This window comes from Nonomuraea sp. NPDC050733, from assembly GCF_040654215.1.
Lineage (GTDB): Bacteria > Actinomycetota > Actinomycetes > Streptosporangiales > Streptosporangiaceae > Nonomuraea.
Genome location: NZ_JBFAHO010000004.1, coordinates 380,786 through 403,651 on the forward strand (window position 1 = coordinate 380,786; position 22,866 = coordinate 403,651).

The window sequence follows — 22,866 nt, forward strand, 5'->3', positions numbered from 1 at the left end:
GGCCGGCCCGCGCCCGTGCCTGGCCTTTGGATGCCGAGGCCGGCCCGTGTCCGGGCGGCCGGCTCCTAGGTGATCGTCATGAACCGGGGACGATGCGGCGGACCAGCCGCCTGAGGCGGGATCGCTGCGGGATCCCGCGGAGGGCGTCGAGCGCCTCGGCCGCCGAGGGGCGCTTGGCCGGCGAGTGGTCGAGCATCCGCCGCACCACGTCCGGCACCTCCGGGCCCAGGGCGTCGGGGCCCGCCGGCAGCTCGCCCGTGAGGAGCTGGTAGGCGATCACGCCGGCCGCGTAGACGTCGGAGGCGGCCGTCATGCGGTCGGGCTGGTCCTGGCACTCGGGCGCGACGTAGTGGCCGTCGAGCACGTTGGTCAGCTCGTGCGCCACCGTGAAGTTGCGCGGGCCGGGCTTGGAGTAGTCGAAGCCGGTCAGCACGGCGTGACCGTCGTCGGTGACGAGCACGCACGCGGGTGTCAGCGCGCGGTGGATGACGCCGTGGGCGTGCGCGTGCGCCAGCCCGCTCAGCAGGTCCTGGATCACGAACGGCGACCCGGCGCCCCGGCCCGGGCTCAGATGCAGCGCCTCGCCGTGGACGTCGTCGAGCACCAGCACGAACCGGCTCTCGTCGTCGATCGCGAAGAAGTCGCGCGAGCGGACCACACAGGGGTGGGGCGGGATCCGGGCCAGCGACTGGTAGGCGTTGGCGATGCGCTGCCGCTCGGCGGCCCGCGCGGCCTCGTCGGCGAGGGGGTCGGCCTGGTAGACGCGCAGCAGCACGGTCTCGCTGCCGGGCAGCGTCGCGTTGAACGCGCGGTACTCGGTGACCCTGGTGTCGCCGCCGAGCTGCTCCTCGACCTCCCAGTTGCCGTACCTGGGGGGCGCGGTGCTCCGCCGTACCGTCTGGTGGAGCGCGTCGAGGATCGCGCTCAGGTACGGCCGGGCGTCGGGGCTGCACCCGCGCTTGACCCGCGACGCGTCGGCCAGCATCGGCACCAGGCCGTCCAGGTCCGTGACGTGGGCCGCGTCGCGCCCGGTGGGATCGACCAGCTCGGCGTCGGGCGAGGTGAGCACCACGAGGCTGTCGACGTAGACACGTTCGAGCTGGGTGGCGCGGGAGACCAGCAGGCCCTTGAGCGCCCGCGCGGTGCCCCTCAGCTTCGTCACCGGCGAGCCGTACGCCTCCCGGCGCGGCGGGAACCACCGCGGGCCCGACACCTGGATGCGGCCACGGGTGCCCTTGACGTCGACGACCACCAGGGAGTGGCCGGTCAGGACCAGCAGGTCCACCTCGAACACGTCCTCGCCGCGGGGCACCTCGACGTTGTGGAGCAGCAGCCAGTCGGCCGGGGCCTGGTCGCGCAGATAGGCGATCACGCGCCGCTCCGCGTCGTTGACCGGACGTCCCCCGCCGACGATCTGTGCCATGGGCATATCCTCGCACGCAAATGGATTGACAGTATGTTGTCGTAGTAACGCATGGTGTCATGAGTGGGAACGCCCGGACGGCCCGCGCGCTCCTCGACGCGCGGAGGCTGGGGGCTCGCGTGGTGGCAGGTGCTCGCCACCGTCATGCCCGAGCCGCTGCCCGTGGCCGGCGTCGCCCGCGTGATGACCCGCCAGGGGGTGCGGCGGATCGCGGACCTGCTGGTGGAGAAGGGCCGCGCCGAATACCGGCCCAACCCGGCCCACCGCCGCGCCAAGCTCCTCCAGCCCACCCCGGCCGGCCGCGACGCGATCGCGCGGATCACCCCGGGACACCGGCGCTTCGCCGAGCGCCTGGCTGCCCGACTGGGCGAAGCGGACACGCGGGACTGTCTGCGGGCATTGCGCCGCCTGTCCGCCGCTGTCGACGAATTGTCCTCCTGAGCGAATGGCGCGCTCAAGTTTTGGATGATCGTGCTTAAACAACGATGTCCCGGAGCCGCGCCATTCTGTATATGCCGGTGATTCGCGCGTGCCGTGGAAAGCGTGTGTGCCAAGAAAACGAGGCGGCTCCTTGACCGCCAGGAGGCGTTCTTGGGTTGCGGCACCCGCCCGGTGCCGGGATCGTTATTGACGGCACCCTCACCGCCCTGCACAAACGACTATGGCGCTGGTGATTTCCGCGCCGATCAATGGAGGAAAACAAACATGATCCGTCGTATTCTCGCCGGTGCTGCCATCGCGGGCATCGCGCTCGGTTTCTCCGCCGCCGCCGCCTCGGCCGACTCCAACCCGTACAACAGCGGCCAGAGCTGGCTGAGCCAGTGGAGCGCCCTGAACAACGCCACCGTGCTGAACGGCGTGCTCAACGACTCCGTCAAGGACGTGAACGTGCTCAACATCGGCCAGGTCGACCAGGTCGACGTCGCGGTCCTCAACAACGGCTGACCCACTGTCGCGAGGCGCCGGCCCGCGGTTCCCTCGCCAGCCCTCCGGCTCCGCGCCGGTCGGCCGGCGGCCGCCATCCCCGCGCGACCCAGCGCCCGCGAGAACGCCCGTGGCTCCGCACGGAACCACACGATCCAACCGATACACGGGATCCATGAGATCCACGGCCGAGCCGGCCAAGTCGGTCAGGCCGGTCGAGCCGGTCGAGCCCGCCGGGCCTGACGCACCGGTGGGGCCTGATGTGCCGACGGCCCGGGACGTACGCTTCCAAGCGACACGCCCCGGGCCGCCGCCGCCCTTGACGCCACACCCACTCCCCTCCGCGTTCCCCCTCCCCTCCGCGTTCCCCCTGCCACCGCCCCCGCGCCGGTCCTTCTCGGCCCCGGGCTCCTCCCCGCTCCGGACTCTTCCCCGCGCCGGTCCTGGCGCTTCCGGCTCCTTCCGCCTCCGCCTCCTGGGCCGCATGCTTCAGGTCGGGTTCGTCCGTCTTTGTGCGCGTTCGGCCGTGCCCTTCGGTCTGCGCGCCCTTCCCTCAGCGCCGCCTCTTGGAGTGCCGCCTCCTGGAGCGCTGCCTCCTGAAGTGTTGCTTCCTACAGCGCCGCGTTCCGTGTCGCGCCGTTGGGCTGCGTGCCCTCGGGCCCTACGTGGCGGCGCGCATCCTCATGCCACGCGCCTCGACGCTTCCCGGGCCACGCGCCCTGCCCAGCGCCTCACCGCCCGCGCATGACGACAGGCGCGGCTCGCCGCGAGCCACCCCGAAACGGCCGGCGGGTGTCGCCGAGGCGGTGGCGGCCTACAGGAGGTGGCCGGGGTGGCCGGCCGAGGTCGCTGAGGACTGGACGCAGGGTGACCGCCACACCACTACCCCGAGAGGCCGGTCGCGCCGGCCTGGGCGTCAGGACAAATCGGTGGGGGCATATCTCGACAAGCCCATCAATAACGCCTCATAGCAATCCGTCGAACCCCGAATATCGGGGCATATCCGGGCGACGCATAATCAAGCGCCAAGCAATTGAGGGTTGCATTTGACTTCGGCTTAGCGAATTCGAGTTGCGGTGAACCGCCATGGCGCGGGATCGTTGTCCGGCCTCTTCCAGTCCTGTGAGAGAGCGAATTCAGATGAAGCGCATCCCCTTCCGCGCTGATTCCCACGAAGGAGAACTCGAAATGATGCGTCGCATTCTCGTCGGTGCAGCCCTCGCCGGTGCCGTCTTCGGCCTCTCAACCGTGAGCGCCTACGCGGACAGCGGCTCCAGCGCGTACTGCACCCCCAAGCCGACCGTCGCGACGGACTGCGCCCCCAAGCCGGTCATCGCGGTTCCCTGCGGCACCAAGGTCGTCACCACCACCACGACCACGCAGTGCACCAGCTGCACGACGCAGTGCACGACCAACCACACCACCAGCTCCACGGCCACGTCCTCCACCGCCACCAGCTCGACCAGCTACGTGCCGGCGGGCAACCCGGTGAACACCGGCACCCAGGTCGGCAGCCAGTGGGCCGCGGCCAACGACCTCGTTCTGCTGAACGACGTGGCCAACGACTCGGTCAAGAACATCAACGTTCTGAACGTCGGTCAGCTGCACAAGGTCAACGTCGGCGTGCTGAACAACCACCAGGCGTCGTCCACCTCCGTGCTCGCCCCCTGCTGAACCAGCGGGAACCATAGGTAAGCACGGTTGGGCACGGACAGGCCCGTCCGCTCCGGCGGGACGTAGGTGCTTCGTGCTCGCATGATCGGGGGCCCGCGTTCTCAGACGGACTGGGGCCGGTCGGCGCCCGTGTGGGGTCACCCCGAGTGGCTCGTACGCGTAGAGGCTCGAAGGCGGGGAGCACCAGCCGGATGGCGGCGGTGCTCGCCGGGATCGAGACGACGGGTGCCGGTGGGACAGTGCACTCCCAGGTGGACCCGGGCCGGTAACTGCGCGGTCACGAGCACGAAGCCGTTGACGACCGGCGGTCGTAGGAGCCGGGATTCGCGAGCCAGCAGGGCGACGGCGACGACGACCGACAGGGTCGGGCCTGCGTGACCGCTGAGGAGGCCGTCATGAAGCCGTCCTCAGCGGAGTCACATCGGAGGAATGGCGTGATCCGCCGGCAGGCGTGGGCGGGAGATGGCGACCTGGTACAGGGAGCCCACGCCCCAGCCGGCGGACATCGCCGCGAAACGGGCACGGCAGGCGCAGACGAACTCGCCATGAGTCGAGCGCACTTCGATCGCCGTGGAACGGGTACATATCAGAGGACGGACCCGCAGAGCTCCGGGTCCGCTCATACCCCCAGCAGACATACCGCCTCTTTGTCCTGAATATCACTTAACGAAAGACATTTCGTGTAATCTGGTTCCGGACTGGCGAAGACGCGACGCCGGTCCGTCCCCCTGCGCGCAGGGGCCGGGACACGACCCCCACGCTCAAGGAGATGGGGGTGCGCGGCCGATGAGCGGTGACACGGACATGAGCGAGCGGTTGCTGTACGCGGACCGGCTCGTCCGGATCTCTCTGCGGGCACCCGCACGGGATCCGCGGAAGGTGCCCCACCATCTCGACTTCCCGCTCGGGACAGCGGACCCTCTGCTCGTCGTCGTCGGCGAGATCGACGTGAGCAACTGCGAGGCGCTGTCCCGGGTGCTGGCCGGCTGCCGCGTCGCCGGCGGGCGCGTGACCGTCGACACCAGCCGCATCACCTTCATCGACCTGGCCGGCCTGCGGGCGCTGCTCATGCCGGCGCTGCCCGCGTCGCAGCGCTGGGTGCGCCTGCGCAACGTCACGCCGTACCAGCGACGGCTGCTGCGCCTGATCGGCTGGTTCTACGAGCTGAACCCGGAGCCGGACAGCGCCACACCGCAGGCCGCGCCCTGAAAGCCCTAGACCGCCGAGCCCCACATCATCGCGGCCGAGGTGCCGAGGCCCGTGGGCCCGGCCAGCCGCCACCGGGGCGGCTGGTGGTGGCGGCGCAGGGAGCTCTCGTCGTAGCGGCGGCAGTCGCGGTGCCACACGAGGATGCCCGACATCCAGTTCTCCAGGTCCGTCACGTACCCGCGCAGCACCTCACGCGCCTCCTCGCCCAGCTCGGCGTCGTCGTACAGCACCGGCAGCTCGTGCTCGGCGACGTGCTGGAACTGCCGCATCCGGGAGTTGATGAGGTCGGCGGCGATGCCGAGCGCCTCGGGGTAGCCGCAGCCGAAGAAGGTCTCCGTGACCAGGACGACGTTGTGCGTCTCGCCCTCGTACTCGATCTCCTTCTGGTACGAGAACACGTCGTTGAGCAGCGCCGCGTAGTCCATGGCGGAGTTCTCCAGCGACCGCATCGGCCCGCTCGCGTAGATCTCCGGCGGCACCCGGTCACCGTGGGCCAGGCGGCACAGGCTCATCGTGAGCTCCGAACCGAACGTCATCCGCCGCATCTCCACGTAGTCGACGGGGTCGGGCACCCGGTTGGCGATCTGGTTGGCCAGCTCCCACAGCCAGCTCTGGACCATGTCCTCGATGGCCCCGCGGAACCTGCGGCGCTCCGGCGGCCGCATCGGCCCGGCCGTGCGGGCCCACAGGTCGGCCAGGCTGCGTTCGAGCGCGTTCACCGGCGCCGTGAGCGGCGGCCCGTCGAGCGGCATGAACGCCGACAGCCGCTCGACGCACACCTTGGCGGCGGGCAGGTTGCGGGTGCGGCCGAACACGACGGGGAAGTAGTCGTCGCCGTAGGTGCCCCAGGCCAGCCAGGCCGACGACAGGTCGAGCTGCTCGGGTGAGGCGTCGGGATGGATGCCCGCCGCGCACAGCGGCAGGTCGTAGTCGACCAGCTTGTCCGCGTCCCACACGGCTGAGCCGACCACGCCCGGCTGCGCTTCGAGGATGCCCATCTCGCGCGCCCAGGTGATGACGTTGACGCGGGCTGAGCCGAGGTGGGGCGACAGGCGAGGCTCGAACGGCATGGCGAGCTCGGGGATCACCGACGGCCCGACCCGCCGGTGGGGGACGTGCGCGTGCGAGCGGAACCGCTTGGCGCCGAGCAGGTCGACGACCGAGCGCATGCCGAGCCCGGCGCCGCGGGAGGCGCGCTCGTTCATGTAGCGGCTGGAGCGCATGTGCCACTCGTGGCCGCCCGACTGCCAGTCCTGCAGCCCCTTGACGTACGCGAGCACGCCGGCGCACGACAACGGGTCGAGGCCGTGCTCCACGAACATCGGGCCCAGCTCGGTGGCGACCGTGTGCTCGAACTGCTGGAGCCGCGAGGTGAGCAGGTCGTTGACCGCGTCGGCGGCCTCCTGGGTGGTGCAGCCGAGGAACGTCTCCAGCACCAGCACGCCGTTGCTCAGCTCGCCCTCCTCCTCGACCTCCCGCTGGTAGGAGAACAGGTCGTTGCGCAGGTGGACGCCGTCGGAGAACGCGTCACGCAGCACCCTCATGGGCCGCGAGGCCGCCACGGCCGCCGGGACCTCGGCCCCCACGGCGTGCTCGACCAGGCCGGCCGACCACGGCGCGCCGCCCACCTTGCGGCGCATCTCGATGTACTCGACCGGGTTGGGCACCCGCCCGATGTTGATGTTGGACAGCTCCCAGAGCGACTCGTTCAGCAGGTTGCGGGTGCTCTCGGCGAACCGCTCGCGCCACTGCGGCGAGCGGCTGGGCACCGTGCGGGCCCACAGGTCGGCAAGGCCGGCCTCCACCGGGTTGGCCGGCTCGGGCAGGCCGGCGGAGAGGTCCAGCGGCATGAACGCGGCCAGCCGGTCGAGGTGCTCCTTGCCGGCCCGGCGGTCACCGGTGCGCTTGAACAGCTCCAGGAAGTGGTCGTCGAAGAAGAACACCCACACGTACCAGTCGGTGATCAGGCTGAGCTCGGGCCCGTCGCAGTCAGGATGGGTGTAGGCGCACAGCAGGGCGTAGTCGTGGGCGTCGAGGTCGCGCTGCTCCCAGACGCCTGAGCCCTCCAGCATGCCCATGGAGCGCGCCCACTGCCTGGAGTGCTGACGGGCCTCCTCCAGGTGCGGGTTGAGCCGGGCGGGATACGGCAGGTAGAAGTCGGGCAGCTCGAACGGCTGGTCGGTCATGGGGTCGCTCCGTTCTGGCTCGTTAACCTCTGGCTCGTCAACCTCTGGCTCGTTGACCTTGCTCGTGAACCTCTACGTCGGTGAGCATGCCGAGCGCGTCGGGCACCAGGACGGCGGCCGAGTAGTGGGCGCTGACCAGGTAGGAGGCGATGGCCCGGTCGTCGATGCCGGTGCACCGCACGCTCAGGCCGGGAAGGCGCTCGCCCGGCAGGCCGGTCTGCCGCAGCCCCACCACGCCCTGGTCGTCCTCCCCGGTGCGGAAGGCGAGGATCGCGGTCGTGCCCGCCGGGCTGACGGGCAGCTTGTCGCAGGGCAGGAGCGGCACCCCGCGCCAGGCCGGCAGTGTCCGCCCCTCGACGGTGACCGGCTCCGGATGGACGCCGAGGTGGTTGCACTGCCGGCCGAACGCGGCGATCGCCCGGGGGTGGGCGAGCAGGTAACGCGTCTTCTTGCGGCGGCTGATCAGCTCGTCGAGGTCGTCGGGGGTGGGCGGGCCGCCGCGCGTGGGGATCCGCTGGCGGGGGTCCACGTTGTGCAGCAGCCCGAAGCCCGGGTCGTTGACCAGCGCGTGCTCCTGCGCCTCCAGGACCGTCTCGATGGTCAGCCGGAGCTGCTGCTCGGTCTGGTCCATCGGCTCGCTGTACAGGTCGGCGACCCGGGTGTGGACCCGGAGCACGGCCTGCGAGACGCTCAGCTCGTACTCGCGCGGGCCGGGGTCGTAGTCGGCGAACGTGCCCGGCAGGACCGGCTCACCCCGATGGCCGGCGGCCACGGCGATGGCCGCCTCGCCGTGCTTGTTGTGCGGCCTGGCCAGGTCGGCGCGGTGCCGGTCGAGCCGGTCCCGCAGCGACGGCGACCGGGCGGCCAGCGCCTCGAACGCCTCCCACGGCAGGTAGAGCACCGTGCACGGCGTGCGGGCCGCCAGCGTGTACGGCCAGCGGGCGTCGGGCCCGGACCGCTCGAACCCGGCGTGGTCGCCGGCCGACAGCGTCGCCCGGACGAGGTCGTCGCCGTACGGGCCGGGCTGGAGCCGGGCGGCCTTGCCGAACGCGAGCAGCACCAGGCCGCCGGCGGGCTCGCCGGCCCGCGCGATGGCCTCGCCCGGCGCGTACTCGCGCTGCTCGAACAGGCCGGCGAGCCGCTCCAGGACGGAGGCGTCGCCGAGACCGCTCAGCGGCGGCAGCTCGGCCAGGCTCGGCGGGATCACCCGGACCCGCGCCCCCTCGTGGGTGAAGCCCACCCGGCCGCCGCCCACGGGATAGGTGAGCCGGCGGTTGACCCGGTAGACGGCGCCGGCCACCTCCACCCAGGGCAGGACCCGCGTCAGCCAGCGAGGTGTGATCTCGCGGGTCTGCGGCGGTGTCTTGGTCGTCGTGGCCAGCAGCCGCGCCGCCTGGGTGTCGAGGCTCTGGCGCTCTGCTTCCCGATGCTGCTCCGTCAAACCGGCACCACCCATCCCTCGACCTGATTGATGACCTGACCGATGACCTGTTAGTGCTCGTGACCGAGCTCGACGTCCTCCAGGACGGCGAGCGAGTCGGGCACCAGGACGGCGGCGGAGTAGTAGGCGGTGACGAGGTAGGAGATGACGGCCTTCTCGTTGATGTTCATGAAGCGGACCGACAGGCCTGGCTGGTACTCGTCCGGGATGCCGGTCTGGTGCAGGCCCACGACTCCCTGGCTCTCCTGGCCGGTGCGCATGAGCATGATCGAGGTGGTGCGGGTGTCGGTCACCGGGATCTTGTTGCACGGGAAGATGGGCACGCCGCGCCAGGCCGGCACGCGGTGCCCGCCGACCTCGGCGGCCTGCGGGTACAGGCCGCGCTTGGAGCACTCCCTGCCGAAGGCGGCGATGGCCTGCGGATGGGCGAGGAAGAAGGCCGGCTCCTTCCACACCTTGGCGAGCAGCTCGTCGAGGTCGTCGGGGGTGGGCGCGCCGCCGCGGGTGCGGATGCGCTGGGAGAAGTCGGCGTTGTGCAGCAGGCCGAAGCTGCGGTTGTTGACCAGCTCGTGCTCCTGGCGCTCGCGCAGCGCCTCGATGGTGAGCCGCAACTGCTGGTCGAGCTGGCTCATCGGCTGGTTGTACAGGTCAGAGACGCGGGTGTGGACGCGCAGGATGGTCTGGGCCACGCTCAGCTCGTACTCGCGCGGGGCGAGGTCGTAGTCGACGAACGTGCCGGGCAGTGTCGGCTCGCCGGTGTGGCCGGACGACATGTCGATCGCGGCCTCGCCGTAGTCGTTGCGGGAGCGGCTCTCGACGTCGCGGATGGCCGCGAGGTGCTCGCGCAGCTCGGGCGACTGGTCGTAGATCTGCTGGAAGTCGTGCTGGGAGAGCACGAGCACGGTGCAGGTGGTGGCGGCCTTGGCGGTGAAGGGGAAGCGGCCCGGCTCGGTCAGAAGCTGCTCGCCGAGGTGGTCGCCGTCGGCCAGCACGCCGAGGGACTGCTCGTCGCCGTAGGCGCCGTGGCCGCTCTTGGTGACCCGGCCGTGGGCGATCAGCACGAGCTGGTCGACGGGGCTGCCCTCGGTGACGATCGCCTGGCCCGGTTCGTACTCGCGCTGGCTGAACCGGGCGGCCAGCGCCTCCAGCACCTCCATGTCGCAGAAGCCGCGCAGCGGGGCCAGCTCGGTGAGCTCGGCCGGGATGACCCGCACCTCGGCGCCCGTCGTCGTGAAGGTGATGCGCCCGTCGCCCAAGGTGTAGGTGAGCCGGCGGTTCACCCGGAAGACGCCGCCGGAGGTCTGCACCCAGGGGAGCAGCTTCAGCAGCCAGCGGGAGGTGATCTCCTGCATCTGGGGGACGGTCTTGGTGGTCGTCGCCAGATTACGGGCGGCCTCGGTGCTGAGGCTGAGCTGCTGGTTCTGCCCGTTGGGAGCGGCCGACTCGGGTGATTCGGTCATACTGCACCACCAATCTTCATGGGTGACGACGCCGGAGAACCGGCTTGGGGGGATGGAACGTTCCAGATGCGGAGCGGCGCGGCCCCGTGGGGTCGCCGGCCACGGCGCTACCGGTCGCGGTGCGCGAGCTGCCCGGCCAGCACGGCCAGGGCCTCACGCGCCTCGGTGGTCATGAGGGCGGCCCGCAGCTCGGCGTCGGCCTCCCGGACGCGCTCGACGATCATGTCCTCGACCTCGGCGAGCGCGCCGGTGGCGACGATGATCTGACGCAGCTCGTCGGCCTGCTCCTCGGTCAGCTCGGGGTGGCCGTGCCAGGTGCGCAGGTAGGCGCGCTGGGCCGGCGTGGCCCGCTGCACGGCGTGCGCGAACAGCACGGTGTGCTTGCCGTCGCGCAGGTCGTCGAGCGCCGACTTGCCGGTCTCCGCGGAGGAGCCGAAGGTGCCGAGCACGTCGTCGCGGAGCTGGAACGCCTCGCCGAGCGGCAGCCCGAAGCGGGAGTAGGACTCCAGCAGCTCGGGCGGCGCGCCCGCGAGCGCGCCGCCGATCTGCATCGGGCGCTCCACGGTGTACTTGGCCGTCTTGTAGCGGATCACGGTGAGGGTCTCGGGGACGGTGGCGCCGGAGCGGAGCTGGGCCAGGATGTCGAGGTACTGGCCGCTGATGACCTCGCTGCGCATGGCGTCGAACAGGTGGTGGGCCACGCGCAGCCGGCCGGGCTCCACCCCGCACGACGACAGCAGCGCGTCGGCCCAGGCCAGGCTGAGCGTGCCGAGCAGGATGCCGCCCGCCTGGCCGAAGGTCTCGGCGCCGGGGCCGGCGTGGAGCTGGGACAGGCGCCGGTGGACGGTCGCGTGGCCGCGGCGCAGCTCGCTGCCGTCCATGATGTCGTCGTGGATGAGCAGGCCGGCGTGGCACAGCTCCAGCGCCGCCGCGGCGCTGATGATCTCGTCGCAGTCGTCGCCGCCGGCCCCGCGCCAGCCCCAGTAGCAGAGCTGGGGCCGCACCCTCTTGCCGCCGCTGAGGATGAAGTCGGTCAGCAGCTCGTACGCCGCGACCACGTCGGGGTCGGACACCGGCGCCCGCCACGCTTCGAGGAAGCCGGTCAAGCGCTGGTCAACGCGTGGTCCGACAAGGTTGTGAGTGAAGCCGACTGTCATTACTGAAGGCCCCTTCCGCCAAGGCCACACTACATGTAGTTATTCATCGAACACGGAGTGTGTAAAGCGACTCCTGCGGCTCCAGGTGGGCCACAGCTCGGCCGTGAACCCGTCAGAGCGCTCTGAGCTGGGAGAACTCGGGCGACACGCAGTGTGCATGACTACGGAGAGCATCCGAAAGGTGTCTACTTGTAATTACACGCAGTGCGTTTCCAAACAAGTGGGGATTCCATGTCCATGCGCCGCTCACATCTGAGCCTGCTCCTCGCCGCTGTGGCCGTAACCGCATCCGCCGGTTGCGGTGGCGGCGCCACCGATTCCTCGGCCTCCAGCGAGGCGTCGTCGTCCGCGTCAGCGCCGGCCGAGCAGGCCTCCGGCCAGGACCGGGCCTGGATCCGGCAGATCCACATGGGCGGCCTGGCCGAGATCCACGCGGCCAGGCTGGCCCAGGACAAGGGCTCGACCGAGGTGGTCAAGTCGCTCGGCGGCACGTTCGTCAAGGACTACGACAGCCTGGACGACCAGCTCGTGCACGCCGCCGAGCGGCACGGCCTCAGCCTGCCCGCCGAGCTGTCCGCCGCCCAGCAGAAGAAGGCCGCCGCGCTGGAGGAGGCCGCGCGCGCCCGGTTCGACAGCCGCTTCCTCAAGGCGACCGCCCGAGCGCACAAGCAGGCCATCACCGCCACCAAGCGGGAGATCAAGAAGGGCTCCGCCCCCGAGATCGTCTCGCTGGCCAGGACCACGCTCCCGTCCCTGGAGAGCCACATGGCCATGCTGCGCGAGGTGGACGGGTCCTGACCCCGGGGCCGTCGCACGGCGGCTTCCGGCCGGAGCACGGGCCGCGTCCGGCCGGAGCCGTTTGGCGGCGGTGGTGAGGGTATGAGGCGCCGGTCGGCATCGTCGGCGGCGCAGGGAGCCGCCCGGCCGTGAGGCCGGTCCGGCGACGCCGACCGCCACGAGCACGACACCCGGCGGGAGGAGCAGCCATGAAGGCCGTCACCTGGCACGGCAAGCGGGACGTGCGGGTCGAGGAGGTCGCCGATCCGGCGATCAAGGAGCCGACCGACGCGGTGATCAAGGTAACCACCACCGCCATCTGCGGATCCGACCTGCACCTGTACGAGGTCCTCGGGCCGTTCATGACCCAGGGCGACATCCTCGGGCACGAGCCGATGGGCGTGGTCGAGGAGGTGGGCGCCGACGTCGAGCACATCAGGCCGGGCGACCGCGTGGTCGTGCCGTTCAACATCTCCTGCGGCCGCTGCCAGATGTGCGGCCTGAAGCTGTACGCCCAGTGCGAGACGACCCAGGTGCGCGAGCACGGCATGGGCGCGGCGCTGTTCGGCTACACCAAGCTGTACGGGCAGGTGCCCGGCGGGCAGGCCGAGTACCTCCGGGTGCCGCAGGCCCACTTCGGCCCGATCAAGGTGCCGGAGGGCCCCGCCGACGAGCGGTTCGTCTACCTGTCCGACGTGCTGCCCACCGCCTGGCAGGCCGTGGAGTACGCGGAGGTGCCCGAGGGCGGCAGCGTCACCGTCTTCGGCCTGGGACCGATCGGGCAGATGTGCGCCCGCATCGCGCGCCACCGGGGCTACCGGGTGATCGCGGTGGACGGGGTGCCGGAGCGGCTGGAGATGGCGCGCCGCCACGGCGTCGAGGTCATCGACTCGCGCCATGCGGACGACGTGCCCGACGCGGTGCGCGGGATGACGGCCGGGCGCGGCACAGACTCCGTCATCGACGCCGTCGGCATGGAGGCGCACGGCTCGCCCGGCGCCAAGCTGGCGCAGACGCTCACCGGCTTCCTGCCGGACAAGGTGGCCGCACCGCTCATGTCGCAGGCGGGCGTCGACCGCCTGGCCGCGCTCCACCAGGCCATCGACTCCGTGCGGCGCTGCGGGGTCATCTCGATCATCGGCGTCTACGGCGGCATGACCGATCCGCTGCCCATGCTCCGCCTGTTCGACAAGGGCGTCACGCTGCGCATGGGGCAGGCCCACGTCAGGCGCTGGATCGACGACCTGATGCCGCTGGTCACCGACGACGCCGACCCTCTCGGCGTGATGGACCTGGCCACCCATCGGCTGCCGCTGGACCAGGCGCCGCACGCCTACGAGATCTTCCAGAAGAAGCAGGACGGCGCCATCAAGGTGCTGCTCCAGCCGTAGGGTTTCGGCCCCCGGCCGGGGGGCAGCCGGAGCGGCATGAGAGTGGTGGTTGTAGGGGCGACCGGCAATGTGGGCACCAGCGTGGTGGAGGCGCTGCGCGCCGACGACCGGGTGACGTCGATCGTGGGCGTCGCCCGCCGGGCGCCCGGGTGGCGTCCCGAGGGCGTCGAGTGGCGGCGGGCCGACGTGGTGGCCGACGACCTGGCGCCGGTCTTCGAGGGCGCCGACGCGGTCGTCCACCTGGAGTGGCTGTTCCAGCCGACCAGGGACGCCACCGTGACCTGGCGGGCCAACGTGCTGGGCGGCATGCGGGTCTTCCGCGCCGTGGCCGAGGCGGGGGTCCCCGCCCTGGTGTACGCCTCCTCGGTGGGCGCCTACTCGCCGGGGCCCAAGGACCGGCCGGTGGACGAGAGCTGGCCCACGCACGGCTGGCCGGGCGCCGCGTACGGGCGGGAGAAGGCGTACGTCGAGCGGGTGCTGGACGTCTTCGAGCACGACCATCCCGACATCCGCGTGGTGCGGATGCGGCCCGGCTTCATCTTCAAGCGGGAGTCCTCCACGGAGCAGCGCCGCCTGTTCGGCGGGCCGTTCGTGCCGCGTCGGCTGGTACGGCCGGGGCTGATCCCGTTCGTGCCCGACATGCCGGGGCTGCGGCTGCAGGCCCTGCACGCGGACGACGCCGCGCAGGCGTACCGGCTGGCCGTCACCCGGGAGGTCAGCGGCCCGTTCAACCTGGCCGCCGAGCCGGTGCTCGACCCGCAGGACCTGGCCCGGCTGCTCGGCACCCGGACGATGACCGTCGCGCCGTGGCTGGCCCGGACGGCGATGGCGGCGGGCTGGCACCTGCGGCTGCTGCCGGCCGCGCCGGGACTGTTCGAGATGCTGCTGCAGATCCCGCTCATGGACGTGACACGGGCACGGGAGGTGCTCGGCTGGACGCCCGCGCGCTCGTCGGCCGAGGCGGTGCGGGAGGTCGTCGAGGGCATGCACGAGGGCGCCGGGATGGACACCGCGCCCCTCGCGCCGGACGAGGGACCGGCCGGGCGGCTCAGGGAGACCACGACCGGGGTCGGCGGACGCCCCTAGCGAGGAGGCGGACGGCTCAGGCCACGCCGGTGCCCGTCCCGTTGCCGCCGACCGGGCGGTACGGGGGCTCGGGCGGGGTGAGAACGGCGGTCAGCGCGTCCTCGACCGTCGCGTGGACGGGCAGATGGTCGCCGACGCGGGTGATCGCGACCAGCCGGGCCGGCATGGACTGCAACGCCGCGAGGCGGACGCCGCCGCCGTGGTCCTCCGCGTACAGGTGGGCGTTGAGCAGGGTGCGCAGGCCCGTGCTGTCCATGAAGCTCACCCCGGACAGGTCGAACACGAGCTGCTCGCCGGGCCCCCGGCGCGAGGCGGCGACGAACGACTCCAGGCGGACGGCGTTGGTGGAGTCGATCTCACCGCCCACGGCGATCACGGTGGCTCCGGGAAGGTGCTCGCAGGCGAGGTCGAGCCGGGACATCAGGGAATCCGCCGGCCGGAGGGCCGTCCGAGAGAGGTCACCATGAGTGAACGATATCCCGTCCCGTGCCCGCGCTCCGGCCTCCCGGCCGAAGCGCGTCAGGCGCCGGCCGTGATGGCGGCCTTGGCCTGGTCGGCGTCGGGGTAGAGGTGGAAGGCCTGCGACAGCCCGGTCATGTGGAAGACGCGTTCGAGCCGGCTGGTCAGGCCGGCCAGCGCGATCGACCCGCCGCGCTCGATGGTGAGCTTGCGGAAGACCAGGAAGAGGCGGATGCCGGTCGAGTCGCAGAAGTCCAGCCCGCTCAGGTCGAGCACGAGGTGGCGGTCCTCGGGCCGGAGGGTGCTCTCCATGTCGGCCCGTAGCTGGGCCGCGGTGATGTAGTCGAGCTCACCGACCAGAGCCAGGACGCACGTGCCCGTGGTGGGGTCGGCCGAGATCTGCGTCAGCTGAACGGGTGTGGTCACCGTGAGTGCCTTTTCACGCTCGGAGGAACGGTCATGGACAGGATGGCCGTGTCGTCGGTCAGTCCGGGCCCGAACGCGGACAGAGTCTCCTCCAGCCGCGTCACCACGGCCTGGGCGGACTGTCCGGCCAGGGTCGCGGCCAGTTTTCGCAGGCGGTCCTCACCGTACATGTGCCCGGCCGGTGTGCGGGCCTCGGTGAGGCCGTCGGTGTAGAGGAGCAGGCCGTCGCCGGGGCCGAGCGTGGTGCCGGCCACGGCGAAGCGGGCCTCCGGCAGCAGCCCGACGAGCATGCCGCCGTGGGTGTGCAGGGCCTCCACGGAGCCGTCGGCGCGGACGACCAGCGCCGGGGGATGGCCGCCCCCCGCGACGTTGACGATCACGCCCTCGCCGGTGGGAGTGAGCACCCCGTACAGGACCGTGCAGTAGCACGGATCGGCGCCCAGGAACTCGTCCATCAGCACCATGTTGAGGTTGGCCAGCACCGCCTCCGGGTCGCCCGCGTAGACGGCGGCGGCCCGCAGGGTATGTCGGGCCAGGGCGGTGACCACGGCGGCGTCGGCGCCCTTGCCGCACACGTCGCCGAGGAAGAACGCCCAGTTGTCCTCGTCCAGGCGGAAGACGTCGAAGAAGTCGCCGCCCACCTGGTCGGTGGAGGCCACGTGGTAGTGCGTGGCGATGTCCAGCCCCGGCACCTTCGGCGGGGAGGGCGGGAGCAGCACCTTGCGCAGCGTGGAGGTCAGCAGCTCCAGCCGCCCGCGCTCGGCCTCGGCCTGCTGGCGCAGCCGGCGTTCGAGCGTGACCGCGGAGCGGGCGGACAGTCGCGTCTCCAGCTGGCTCGCCACCAGTGCGGCCAGGTCGGTCAGGGTGCTGAGCCCGGTCTCGGTGACCTCGCGCGGCTTGACGTCCATCACGTTGACGGTGCCCAGGCAGTGGCCGTCGGTCGTCATGATCGGCGCGGCGGCGTAGAACCGCACGCCCGGCTCGCCCCGTACCAGCGGGTGGTCGCCCGCGAGCGGGTCGTCGAGGGTGTCGCTCACCACGTACGGGTCCGAGCGCAGGATCGCCGACGCGCACAGGCCGGGATCGCGCCCCAGCTCGTGGAGGCCGTCCGGCAGGCCGGTCTGGGCCTTGACCCAGACACGGTCCGTGTCCACGAACGTCACCGAGGCGATCGGCGTGTCCAGGGCGCGGGCCGCGAGCGCGACGACACGGTCGAACGCCCCCTCAGGCTGCGTGTCGAGAATCTGGCAGCGGCGCAGTGCTTCGAGCCGCGTGGTCTCGACATCGGGGTCGGTCAACGTTGCCGTCATGTACTCGCGTCACCGTTTTCTCTTTCGAGGACGCACGAAGTTTACTTGTCAACCTGCGTTCCTTCCGCCCTATCGATAACAAACCTCCCAAGGGGTCACTCTTCCCAAAAGATCGGGCGTGAAGACGGATCGCCGCTTCGACGGAGTACCGGTGTAACCCCGATGAAGGGACACCAGCCGGATGACCGCTCCCCCGGAGTGCCTGTGAGGATCGACGACGCCGCGCTCATCGAGCAGTCGCGGCGGCGCCCCGACGCCTTCGCGGTGCTCTACGACCGCTACTTCGGCGATGTCTACCGGTACGTCGCCGGGCGGGTCGGCGCGCAGGTCGCCGACGATCTCGCCGCGGAGACCTTCCTCGTGGCGTACGACAAGCGCCGCTCGTACGACCCGGGGCGCGGGGCCGGCGGCCTCGCCCTCCGGGCCGGACGAACGGCTTCGCGACGCCGTCCTGAAGATCGTGTGCGCGCAGGTGGCGACGTCGCCAGTGGTGCGCGCGTCGGCCTACCGGCTGCTCGCGTCCATGCCGGGGTTGCGCGCCGAGGGTGAGGCCACCGACCTGCTGGGGCGCAGGGGCCAGGCGGTCGTCTACCGCTCGCGGGCGGGGGAGGAGCGGCTGGTGGTGGACACGGTCACCGGCCTCCCGCTGGGAAGGGAGTCGACGACGCCGGAGACCCTTCCGGGCGGCGATCCGGTCGTGCTCCGCCACAGAACCGCGTACCGGAACCTCGGCTGGACCGGCGAACGCCCCGGCCTGCCGGCCGCCGAGGGGCGAAAGGGAAGGTTTCCGGAGCCGGGTCCGGGATAGTTCCCTGGCCATGAGCATTCTGGAGTCGCCCTCGCGCGAGCAGGAGCCGCCGACGCGGTGCCCCCGGACAGGCGCCGAGGTGTCGGCGCCGCCTGTCCTGGGTGTGGACGACACCCCGGCACTCCGGCTCAACCCGTACACGTTCATCGCCGAGCGGGCCGGTGAGCTCGGCACCGACGTCTTCGACACGCGGCTGCTGCTGCGGCCGACCACGTGCATGACCGGAGCCGAGGCGGCGAAGGTCTTCTACGACGAGCGCCGCTTCGTCCGGCACGGTGCGGCGCCGCGGCGGCTGCTGCTGACGCTGTTCGGCAAGGGCGGGGTGCAGTCGCTGGACGGCGGGGCGCACCGCTCGCGCAAGGCGATGTTCATGTCCCTCATGACGCCGCAGGCCCGGGAGCGGCTGCGCGGGCTGGCCGAGGCGGCCTGGGGCGAGCGGATCGAGCGTTGGGCGCGCAGGCCGAGCGTCACGCTGTTCGACGAGGTCAGCGAGCTGTTGTGCGAGGTGGCGTGCGCGTGGACGGGTGTCCGGCTCGACCGCCGGAGCATCCCGCACGCGACCGCGCGGCTCCTCGCGATGATCGAGGCGCCGGCCGCCGCCGGCCCCCGTTACCTGCGGGGCCGCACGGCCCGGATCAGGGCCGAGAAGGCCATCGCGGAGCTGGTCAAGCGGGTGCGCGAGCGGCCCGAGCGGTTCGCGGGGACCGCGCTGGAGACGGTCGCGCTGCACCGCGACCCGGACGGCGCGCTGCTCGACCCGCGTGTCGCCGCCGTGGAGGTGCTGAACCTGCTGCGGCCGATCGTGGCCGTCGGCCGGTTCGTCACGTTCGCCGCCCTGGCCCTGCACGCCAACCCGGACTGCCGGGAGCGGCTGCGGTCCGGCGACGACGCCTACCTGGAGTACTTCGTCCAGGAGGTGCGGAGGTTCTACCCGTTCTTCCCGATGGTCGCCGCGAAGGTGGCCGAGCCGTTCGAGTGGCGCGGCCACCGCTTCCCGAAGGGCCGGCGCGTCCTGCTCGACCTGCACGGCATCGACCACGACCCGCGGCTGTGGGACCGGCCGGAGGAGTTCCATCCCGAGCGGTTCGCCGAGTGGGACGGCGGCGCCTTCGACTTCGTGCCGCAGGGCGGCGGCGACCCGTACGGCGGCCACCGCTGCCCCGGCGAGTGGATCACCATCGACCTGATGAAGGTGGCGGTGACCGCGCTCACCCGCCGTATGTCGTACGGCGTCGTGCCGGAGCAGGACCTGAGCATCCCGCGGTGGCGCGCGCCGGCGCTGCCCGCCAGCGGCTTCGTCATCGACCGCGTGATACCGGGGGAGCCGGCCGAGTGATGCCCGGCGAGCCGGGTCAGCGGGTCCAGTAGGTGTCGTTGATGGGCTCGCGCGCCATCAGCTCGCTGAACAGGTCCTCCCACAGCGGCATGACGGCCTCGGGAGCGTAGCCGCGGGCGGTGCGGGCCGCGCGCTTTCCGATCCGCAGCCGCAGCTCACGGTCGCCCATGAGCCGGTCGAGCGCCGCGGCCAGCGCGCCGACGTCCTCCGGCGGCACGAGCAGCCCGTCCACCTCGTGCGTGACCACGTCGCCCGGACCGGTCGGGCAGTCGAACGCCGCGACCTGCCCCATGGCCTCGATCATCACCATCGGCAGGCCCTCGAAGCGGGAGGACAGCACCCGGTCCCACAGCAGGTGCTCCAGGTCGGCCTGGTTGTGGCCGAGCTCCTCCATCGCCCTGCGCGCCAGCGAGGTGCCGAAGCCGACGCTCAGCCGCCACACGTGCAGCTCGTGCGGCGCGTGCGGCAGGGGGTGCGCGTCGAGCATCGCGCGCAGCAGGGTGGAGCCCGACCTGACGGGGGACAGGATGAACACGGGCGCCGTCAGCAACCGGTCGTGCTCGGGGTCCGCGGGGGGCCGGGGAGTCTCCGGGGACGTCTCCGCCGCACCGTCCGACGGGCCGTCGGGCCGTGCGGCACTGACGCGTTCGAACCGGACGCCGGCATACCTCCTGAGCGCCTCGTTGAGCCTTCGCTGCCAGGTCATGCCGTTGAAGGCTACCCAGCGTTCCTGGTAATTCCCTGGCCACGCCCCTCGTCAACGGCATGACGGCGGTGGCGGAACAGGACGTGGAGAACTCGGCGGCCCGGTTCGGGTGAGTAGGGATGACGACCCTCACCTGCACGGGCCTCACATGCACGGGCCTCACTTGCACGACCTCACTTGCACGACCTCACTTGTACGGGCCTCGCCTTGCACGGGCGAGGCTTGAACCGAGCGGAGCCACGTTTGACCCCCGACACGGAGAGCCGCCAGATGGCCGACCATCTCGACGACGCGGAGCTCGTCCGGCGCTCCCGCGACGATCCGGAGGCGTTCGCGGCGCTGTTCGACCGCCACGCGCCGGAGCTGCACCGCTATGTCCTGCGCCGGCTGGGCGACGCCCTGGCCGACGACATCGTCGCCGACACGTTCCTGGACGCCTTCCGGCAGCGCGCCCGCTACGACCTGACCCGTGTGGACGCCCGGCCCTGGCTGTACGGCATCGCGGCCAACCTCATCGGCAAGCACCGCCGTACCGAGGTCAGGTTCTACCGGGCGCTGGCCAGGTCAGGCGTGGACGAGGTCGCCGAGTCGTACGCCGACCGGGTGGAGGCCCGGGTGGCGGCGTCGGCCGCGCAGCGCGAGCTGGCGGGGGCGCTCGCGGCGCTGCCGGCGGCCGAGCGTGAGGTGCTCCTGCTGGTCGCCTGGGCCGACCTCAGCTACGACGAGGCCGCCGCCGCGCTCGGCATCCCCGTGGGGACGGTGCGCTCGCGGCTGCACCGGGCCAGGAAGAGGACGCGGGCCGCGCTCGGCGGCGACCCCACCGCCATCGAGGAGGAGTTGGACCGTGGATGACCTGAACACGCTGCGCGAGCTGCGCTCCGACGCCCCGGCCGCCGACGCGGGACATCTCGCGCCCGCCCGCGCCCGCCTGCTGGCGGAGGCGCGCGGAGAGCCGGGCCTCCGATCCCGGCCGGGCCGCCGGGCGCGGTCGGCGCTGAGGGTGCGGCCGGTGCTGGTCGCCGCGGTCGCGTGCCTGGTGGCGGCCGTGGCCGTCGTCGTCGTGCAGCGCCAGGGCCCCTCCCGCCCGGCGGAGCCGCCGAGGTACGAGAGCCCGTCGGCGGTGCTCGAACAGGCGGCGCTCGTCGCCTCGGCCCGCTCCATCCGTTCCACCGGCTCGCCGCGGCCCGACCAGTGGCAGTACCGCAGGACCATGGCCACCGGCCACGGCGAGGGGCCCGGCAAGGGCAGGATCATGGAGAGCTGGACCCGCTACGACGGGACCCAGACGGCGGGCTTCGACCCGGGGGGCAAGCTGCGGGTGGAGAACACGCGGCCCGACCCCGGCGACGACGACCTGACGCCGCAGCAGTACCACCGCAAGCTGCGCGCGCTCCCGACCGACCCGGCCGAGCTGCTGGCCCGGGTCCGGGCGGACGAGCACTGGCAGCGGCTGCCCACGGAGGAGGCCGGGCAGGAGGATCCGGACGCGCGGGCGTTCCGGGTTCTGTCGATCTACCTGCAGCAGCAGGCGTTCATGCCGCCGAAGCTGGAGGCCGCGATGTACCGGGCGCTGGCCCTGATCCCCGGCGTCGGGGTGCAGGCGGACGTCCAGGACGGCGCCGGGCGCAAGGGGCTCGGCGTCTTCCGGGACGACCCGCACTGGGCGGCCCGCCAGTACCTGATCCTGCAGCCCGGCACGTACCGGTACCTGGGCGACCGGACGCTGTGGCTGCGGGACGAGGTGGCGGGGGGAGACCTGCTCCGCTCCGCCGGGCAGTCGGACGCCCGGGCCGAGCTGGTGTCCGGCATCGTGGACCGCCCCGGCCAGCGCCTGTGACCGGGAAACTGGCTTTCGCATTCAGGCCGCGACTGGACCTACAGGGCGGTCGCGGCCCGCCGGTAGAGTCCCGTCCATCCCGCCGGAGAGGACCCAGGCCATGATCGTGATCGCGCATCTCAGTGACACCCATCTCGACGGGACCGCGCGCGCCGCCGAGCGCACCCGCAGGGTCGCCGAGTTCGTGGATCGCCTGCCGTACGAGCTGGACGCGGTGCTGGTCACCGGCGACATCGCCGACCACGGGCGGGCGGAGGAGTACGAGGAGGCGCGCAAGCTGCTGGACCTGCGCCACCCCACGTTCCTCTGCCCGGGCAACCACGACGACCGGTCGGAGTTCCGCCGGGTGCTGCTCGGCGAGCCGCCCACGACCGGCCCTGTGAACCAGGTGCACCGGACCGCGGGCGCCGTCTACGCGCTGTGCGACTCGACCGTCCCCGGCGAGGACGGCGGCCTGCTGGCCGGAGAGACGCTCGACTGGCTCGAAGGCGTGCTCGACGAGGCCGACGCGCCGGTGTTCGTCGCCTTCCACCACCAGCCGATCCCGCTGCGCCACGCCGTGGCCGACACCATGGGCCTGGCCGAGCCCGACCGGCTGGCCGCCCTGGTGTCCCGGCACCCGAAGGTCGCGGCCGTGCTGTGCGGGCACTGCCACATGGCGGTCGCCTCGACCTTCGCGGGGCGGCCCCTGCGGGCCGCGCCGGGCGTCGTCTCCGCCCTCGTGCTGCCGTGGGAGGAGGGCGCGGACGCCATGGCGACCTGCGTCGACTTCGACGCCCCCGTGTCGCTGGCCTTCCACGTGCTCGACGACGACGGGGTGCTCACCACCCACTACCGCGCCCTCGCCTGACGGGGCCTTCCCTCATGGGTAGGTCTTTGGCGCGATCACGTATATGTACGGTGCGCGACGGCGCCCCTACGTTCGAGTCATGTGCGATCTGAACCCACGGGAAAGCCGTGACGTCCTGGAGTCCCTGAGCGAGATCCGCGCACTGGCCGACCAGCTGGCCGCGCACTCCACGGCCATCCAGGAGACCGCCTACATGGACCACGCCAACCTCGCCACGCTGCTGACGGCGCTGCGCGACCGCGCCGACACGGCCAGGGAGTGGGTGGAGGCCAAGCCCCGTCAGCACGCCGGGCACCAGGGCCACTGAGTCACGCCCGGAGCCACCAGGTGTGCCGGTTCCGGCTGGGCGGCGGGGCCCGGCCGGAACCGGCCCTTCTCCCGAGGCCCGTGACCCAGCCCTTGATCC

Annotated in this window: 23 protein-coding genes; 14 read left to right on the forward strand and 9 right to left on the reverse strand. The window is 72.0% G+C overall.

Annotated elements, in window-relative coordinates; all coding sequences use genetic code 11:
- Positions 1-76: 76 nt before the first annotated feature.
- Complete coding sequence (locus AB0H64_RS11425) at positions 77-1,423, reverse strand: NERD domain-containing protein kinase family protein (protein WP_357622834.1); 1,347 nt, start codon at positions 1,421-1,423, stop codon at positions 77-79.
- Between the two features lie 63 nt (positions 1,424-1,486).
- On the opposite strand from AB0H64_RS11425, the gene AB0H64_RS11430 reads away from it, so the two are divergent.
- From AB0H64_RS11430 to AB0H64_RS11445, 4 genes are all read left to right on the forward strand, one after another.
- Complete coding sequence (locus tag AB0H64_RS11430) at positions 1,487-1,864, forward strand: MarR family winged helix-turn-helix transcriptional regulator (protein WP_357622836.1); 378 nt, start codon at positions 1,487-1,489, stop codon at positions 1,862-1,864.
- Positions 1,865-2,128: 264 nt separating this feature from the next.
- The gene (locus tag AB0H64_RS11435) at positions 2,129-2,368 is read left to right on the forward strand and encodes a hypothetical protein (protein ID WP_355437552.1); all 240 of its coding nucleotides are present in this window, start codon (positions 2,129-2,131) and stop codon (positions 2,366-2,368) included.
- A 1,167-nt stretch (positions 2,369-3,535) separates the two neighbouring features.
- Positions 3,536-4,021, forward strand: coding sequence for a hypothetical protein (locus tag AB0H64_RS11440; RefSeq protein WP_357622838.1), 486 nt, complete (start codon positions 3,536-3,538; stop codon positions 4,019-4,021).
- A 786-nt stretch (positions 4,022-4,807) separates the two neighbouring features.
- Positions 4,808-5,230 (forward strand): STAS domain-containing protein, encoded by a 423-nt coding sequence (locus tag AB0H64_RS11445; protein ID WP_357622840.1) that lies wholly within the window; start codon positions 4,808-4,810, stop codon positions 5,228-5,230.
- Between the two features lie 5 nt (positions 5,231-5,235).
- On the opposite strand, the gene AB0H64_RS11450 is transcribed toward AB0H64_RS11445, so the two are convergent.
- The 4 genes from AB0H64_RS11450 to AB0H64_RS11465 all read right to left on the reverse strand — a co-directional run bounded on the left by AB0H64_RS11450 (position 5,236) and on the right by AB0H64_RS11465 (position 11,423).
- Complete coding sequence (locus tag AB0H64_RS11450; protein ID WP_357622842.1) at positions 5,236-7,416, reverse strand: terpene synthase family protein; 2,181 nt, start codon at positions 7,414-7,416, stop codon at positions 5,236-5,238.
- 37 nt (positions 7,417-7,453) lie between these two features.
- Positions 7,454-8,857: a family 2B encapsulin nanocompartment shell protein gene (locus AB0H64_RS11455; RefSeq protein WP_357622844.1), complete on the reverse strand. Its 1,404-nt coding sequence runs from the start codon at positions 8,855-8,857 to the stop codon at positions 7,454-7,456.
- 50 nt (positions 8,858-8,907) lie between these two features.
- Positions 8,908-10,317 (reverse strand): family 2B encapsulin nanocompartment shell protein, encoded by a 1,410-nt coding sequence (locus AB0H64_RS11460; RefSeq protein ID WP_357622846.1) that lies wholly within the window; start codon positions 10,315-10,317, stop codon positions 8,908-8,910.
- Positions 10,318-10,424: 107 nt separating this feature from the next.
- Positions 10,425-11,423 (reverse strand): polyprenyl synthetase family protein, encoded by a 999-nt coding sequence (locus AB0H64_RS11465; RefSeq protein WP_357622848.1) that lies wholly within the window; start codon positions 11,421-11,423, stop codon positions 10,425-10,427.
- A 288-nt stretch (positions 11,424-11,711) separates the two neighbouring features.
- Here AB0H64_RS11465 and AB0H64_RS11470 point away from each other — a divergent pair, with 288 nt between their 5' ends.
- The 3 genes from AB0H64_RS11470 to AB0H64_RS11480 all read left to right on the forward strand — a co-directional run bounded on the left by AB0H64_RS11470 (position 11,712) and on the right by AB0H64_RS11480 (position 14,728).
- On the forward strand, positions 11,712-12,272 hold the full coding sequence (locus tag AB0H64_RS11470; RefSeq protein WP_357622850.1) for a DUF4142 domain-containing protein: 561 nt from the start codon (positions 11,712-11,714) through the stop codon (positions 12,270-12,272).
- Positions 12,273-12,460: 188 nt separating this feature from the next.
- Positions 12,461-13,642, forward strand: coding sequence for a zinc-dependent alcohol dehydrogenase (locus tag AB0H64_RS11475; RefSeq protein WP_357622852.1), 1,182 nt, complete (start codon positions 12,461-12,463; stop codon positions 13,640-13,642).
- A 36-nt stretch (positions 13,643-13,678) separates the two neighbouring features.
- A complete protein-coding gene (locus tag AB0H64_RS11480; RefSeq protein WP_357622854.1) occupies positions 13,679-14,728 on the forward strand; it encodes an NAD-dependent epimerase/dehydratase family protein in 1,050 nt (349 codons plus the stop codon).
- Positions 14,729-14,744: 16 nt separating this feature from the next.
- Here AB0H64_RS11480 and AB0H64_RS11485 read toward each other — a convergent pair whose 3' ends face one another.
- From AB0H64_RS11485 to AB0H64_RS11495, 3 genes are all read right to left on the reverse strand, one after another.
- Positions 14,745-15,149, reverse strand: a complete 405-nt coding sequence (locus tag AB0H64_RS11485) for an STAS domain-containing protein (RefSeq protein ID WP_357622856.1) — start codon at positions 15,147-15,149, stop codon at positions 14,745-14,747.
- Between the two features lie 98 nt (positions 15,150-15,247).
- The gene (locus tag AB0H64_RS11490) at positions 15,248-15,613 is read right to left on the reverse strand and encodes an STAS domain-containing protein (protein WP_357622858.1); all 366 of its coding nucleotides are present in this window, start codon (positions 15,611-15,613) and stop codon (positions 15,248-15,250) included.
- On the reverse strand, positions 15,610-16,923 hold the full coding sequence (locus AB0H64_RS11495; RefSeq protein WP_357622860.1) for a GAF domain-containing SpoIIE family protein phosphatase: 1,314 nt from the start codon (positions 16,921-16,923) through the stop codon (positions 15,610-15,612). Before AB0H64_RS11495 ends, AB0H64_RS11490 begins: the two co-directional genes overlap by 4 nt.
- 204 nt (positions 16,924-17,127) lie before the next feature.
- On the opposite strand from AB0H64_RS11495, the gene AB0H64_RS11500 reads away from it, so the two are divergent.
- The 3 genes from AB0H64_RS11500 to AB0H64_RS11510 are packed head-to-tail and all read left to right on the forward strand — an operon-like array spanning position 17,128 to position 19,067.
- A complete protein-coding gene (locus AB0H64_RS11500; RefSeq protein ID WP_357622862.1) occupies positions 17,128-17,472 on the forward strand; it encodes a sigma factor in 345 nt (114 codons plus the stop codon).
- Positions 17,447-17,731, forward strand: a complete 285-nt coding sequence (locus tag AB0H64_RS11505) for a hypothetical protein (protein WP_357622864.1) — start codon at positions 17,447-17,449, stop codon at positions 17,729-17,731. The genes AB0H64_RS11500 and AB0H64_RS11505 overlap by 26 nt, the downstream gene beginning before the upstream one ends.
- Before the next feature lie 10 nt (positions 17,732-17,741).
- Positions 17,742-19,067 carry a cytochrome P450 gene (locus AB0H64_RS11510; protein WP_357622866.1) on the forward strand — a complete coding sequence of 442 codons (1,326 nt, stop codon included), beginning with the start codon at positions 17,742-17,744 and terminating at the stop codon, positions 19,065-19,067.
- 16 nt (positions 19,068-19,083) lie between these two features.
- On the opposite strand, the gene AB0H64_RS11515 is transcribed toward AB0H64_RS11510, so the two are convergent.
- Positions 19,084-19,773, reverse strand: coding sequence for a glycosyltransferase (locus AB0H64_RS11515; RefSeq protein WP_357622868.1), 690 nt, complete (start codon positions 19,771-19,773; stop codon positions 19,084-19,086).
- Between the two features lie 270 nt (positions 19,774-20,043).
- Between AB0H64_RS11515 and AB0H64_RS11520 the strand changes: the two genes are divergently transcribed.
- The 4 genes from AB0H64_RS11520 (at position 20,044) to AB0H64_RS11535 (ending at position 22,767) form a co-directional block, all read left to right on the forward strand.
- On the forward strand, positions 20,044-20,625 hold the full coding sequence (locus AB0H64_RS11520; RefSeq protein ID WP_357622985.1) for an RNA polymerase sigma factor: 582 nt from the start codon (positions 20,044-20,046) through the stop codon (positions 20,623-20,625).
- Entirely contained in the window at positions 20,618-21,610 is a 993-nt protein-coding gene (locus tag AB0H64_RS11525; RefSeq protein ID WP_357622870.1) for a CU044_5270 family protein, read from the forward strand. The genes AB0H64_RS11520 and AB0H64_RS11525 overlap by 8 nt, the downstream gene beginning before the upstream one ends.
- Positions 21,611-21,710: 100 nt before the next feature.
- On the forward strand, positions 21,711-22,460 hold the full coding sequence (locus AB0H64_RS11530; RefSeq protein WP_357622872.1) for a metallophosphoesterase: 750 nt from the start codon (positions 21,711-21,713) through the stop codon (positions 22,458-22,460).
- A 79-nt stretch (positions 22,461-22,539) separates the two neighbouring features.
- A complete protein-coding gene (locus AB0H64_RS11535; protein ID WP_310708113.1) occupies positions 22,540-22,767 on the forward strand; it encodes a hypothetical protein in 228 nt (75 codons plus the stop codon).
- Positions 22,768-22,866: the final 99 nt, after the last annotated feature.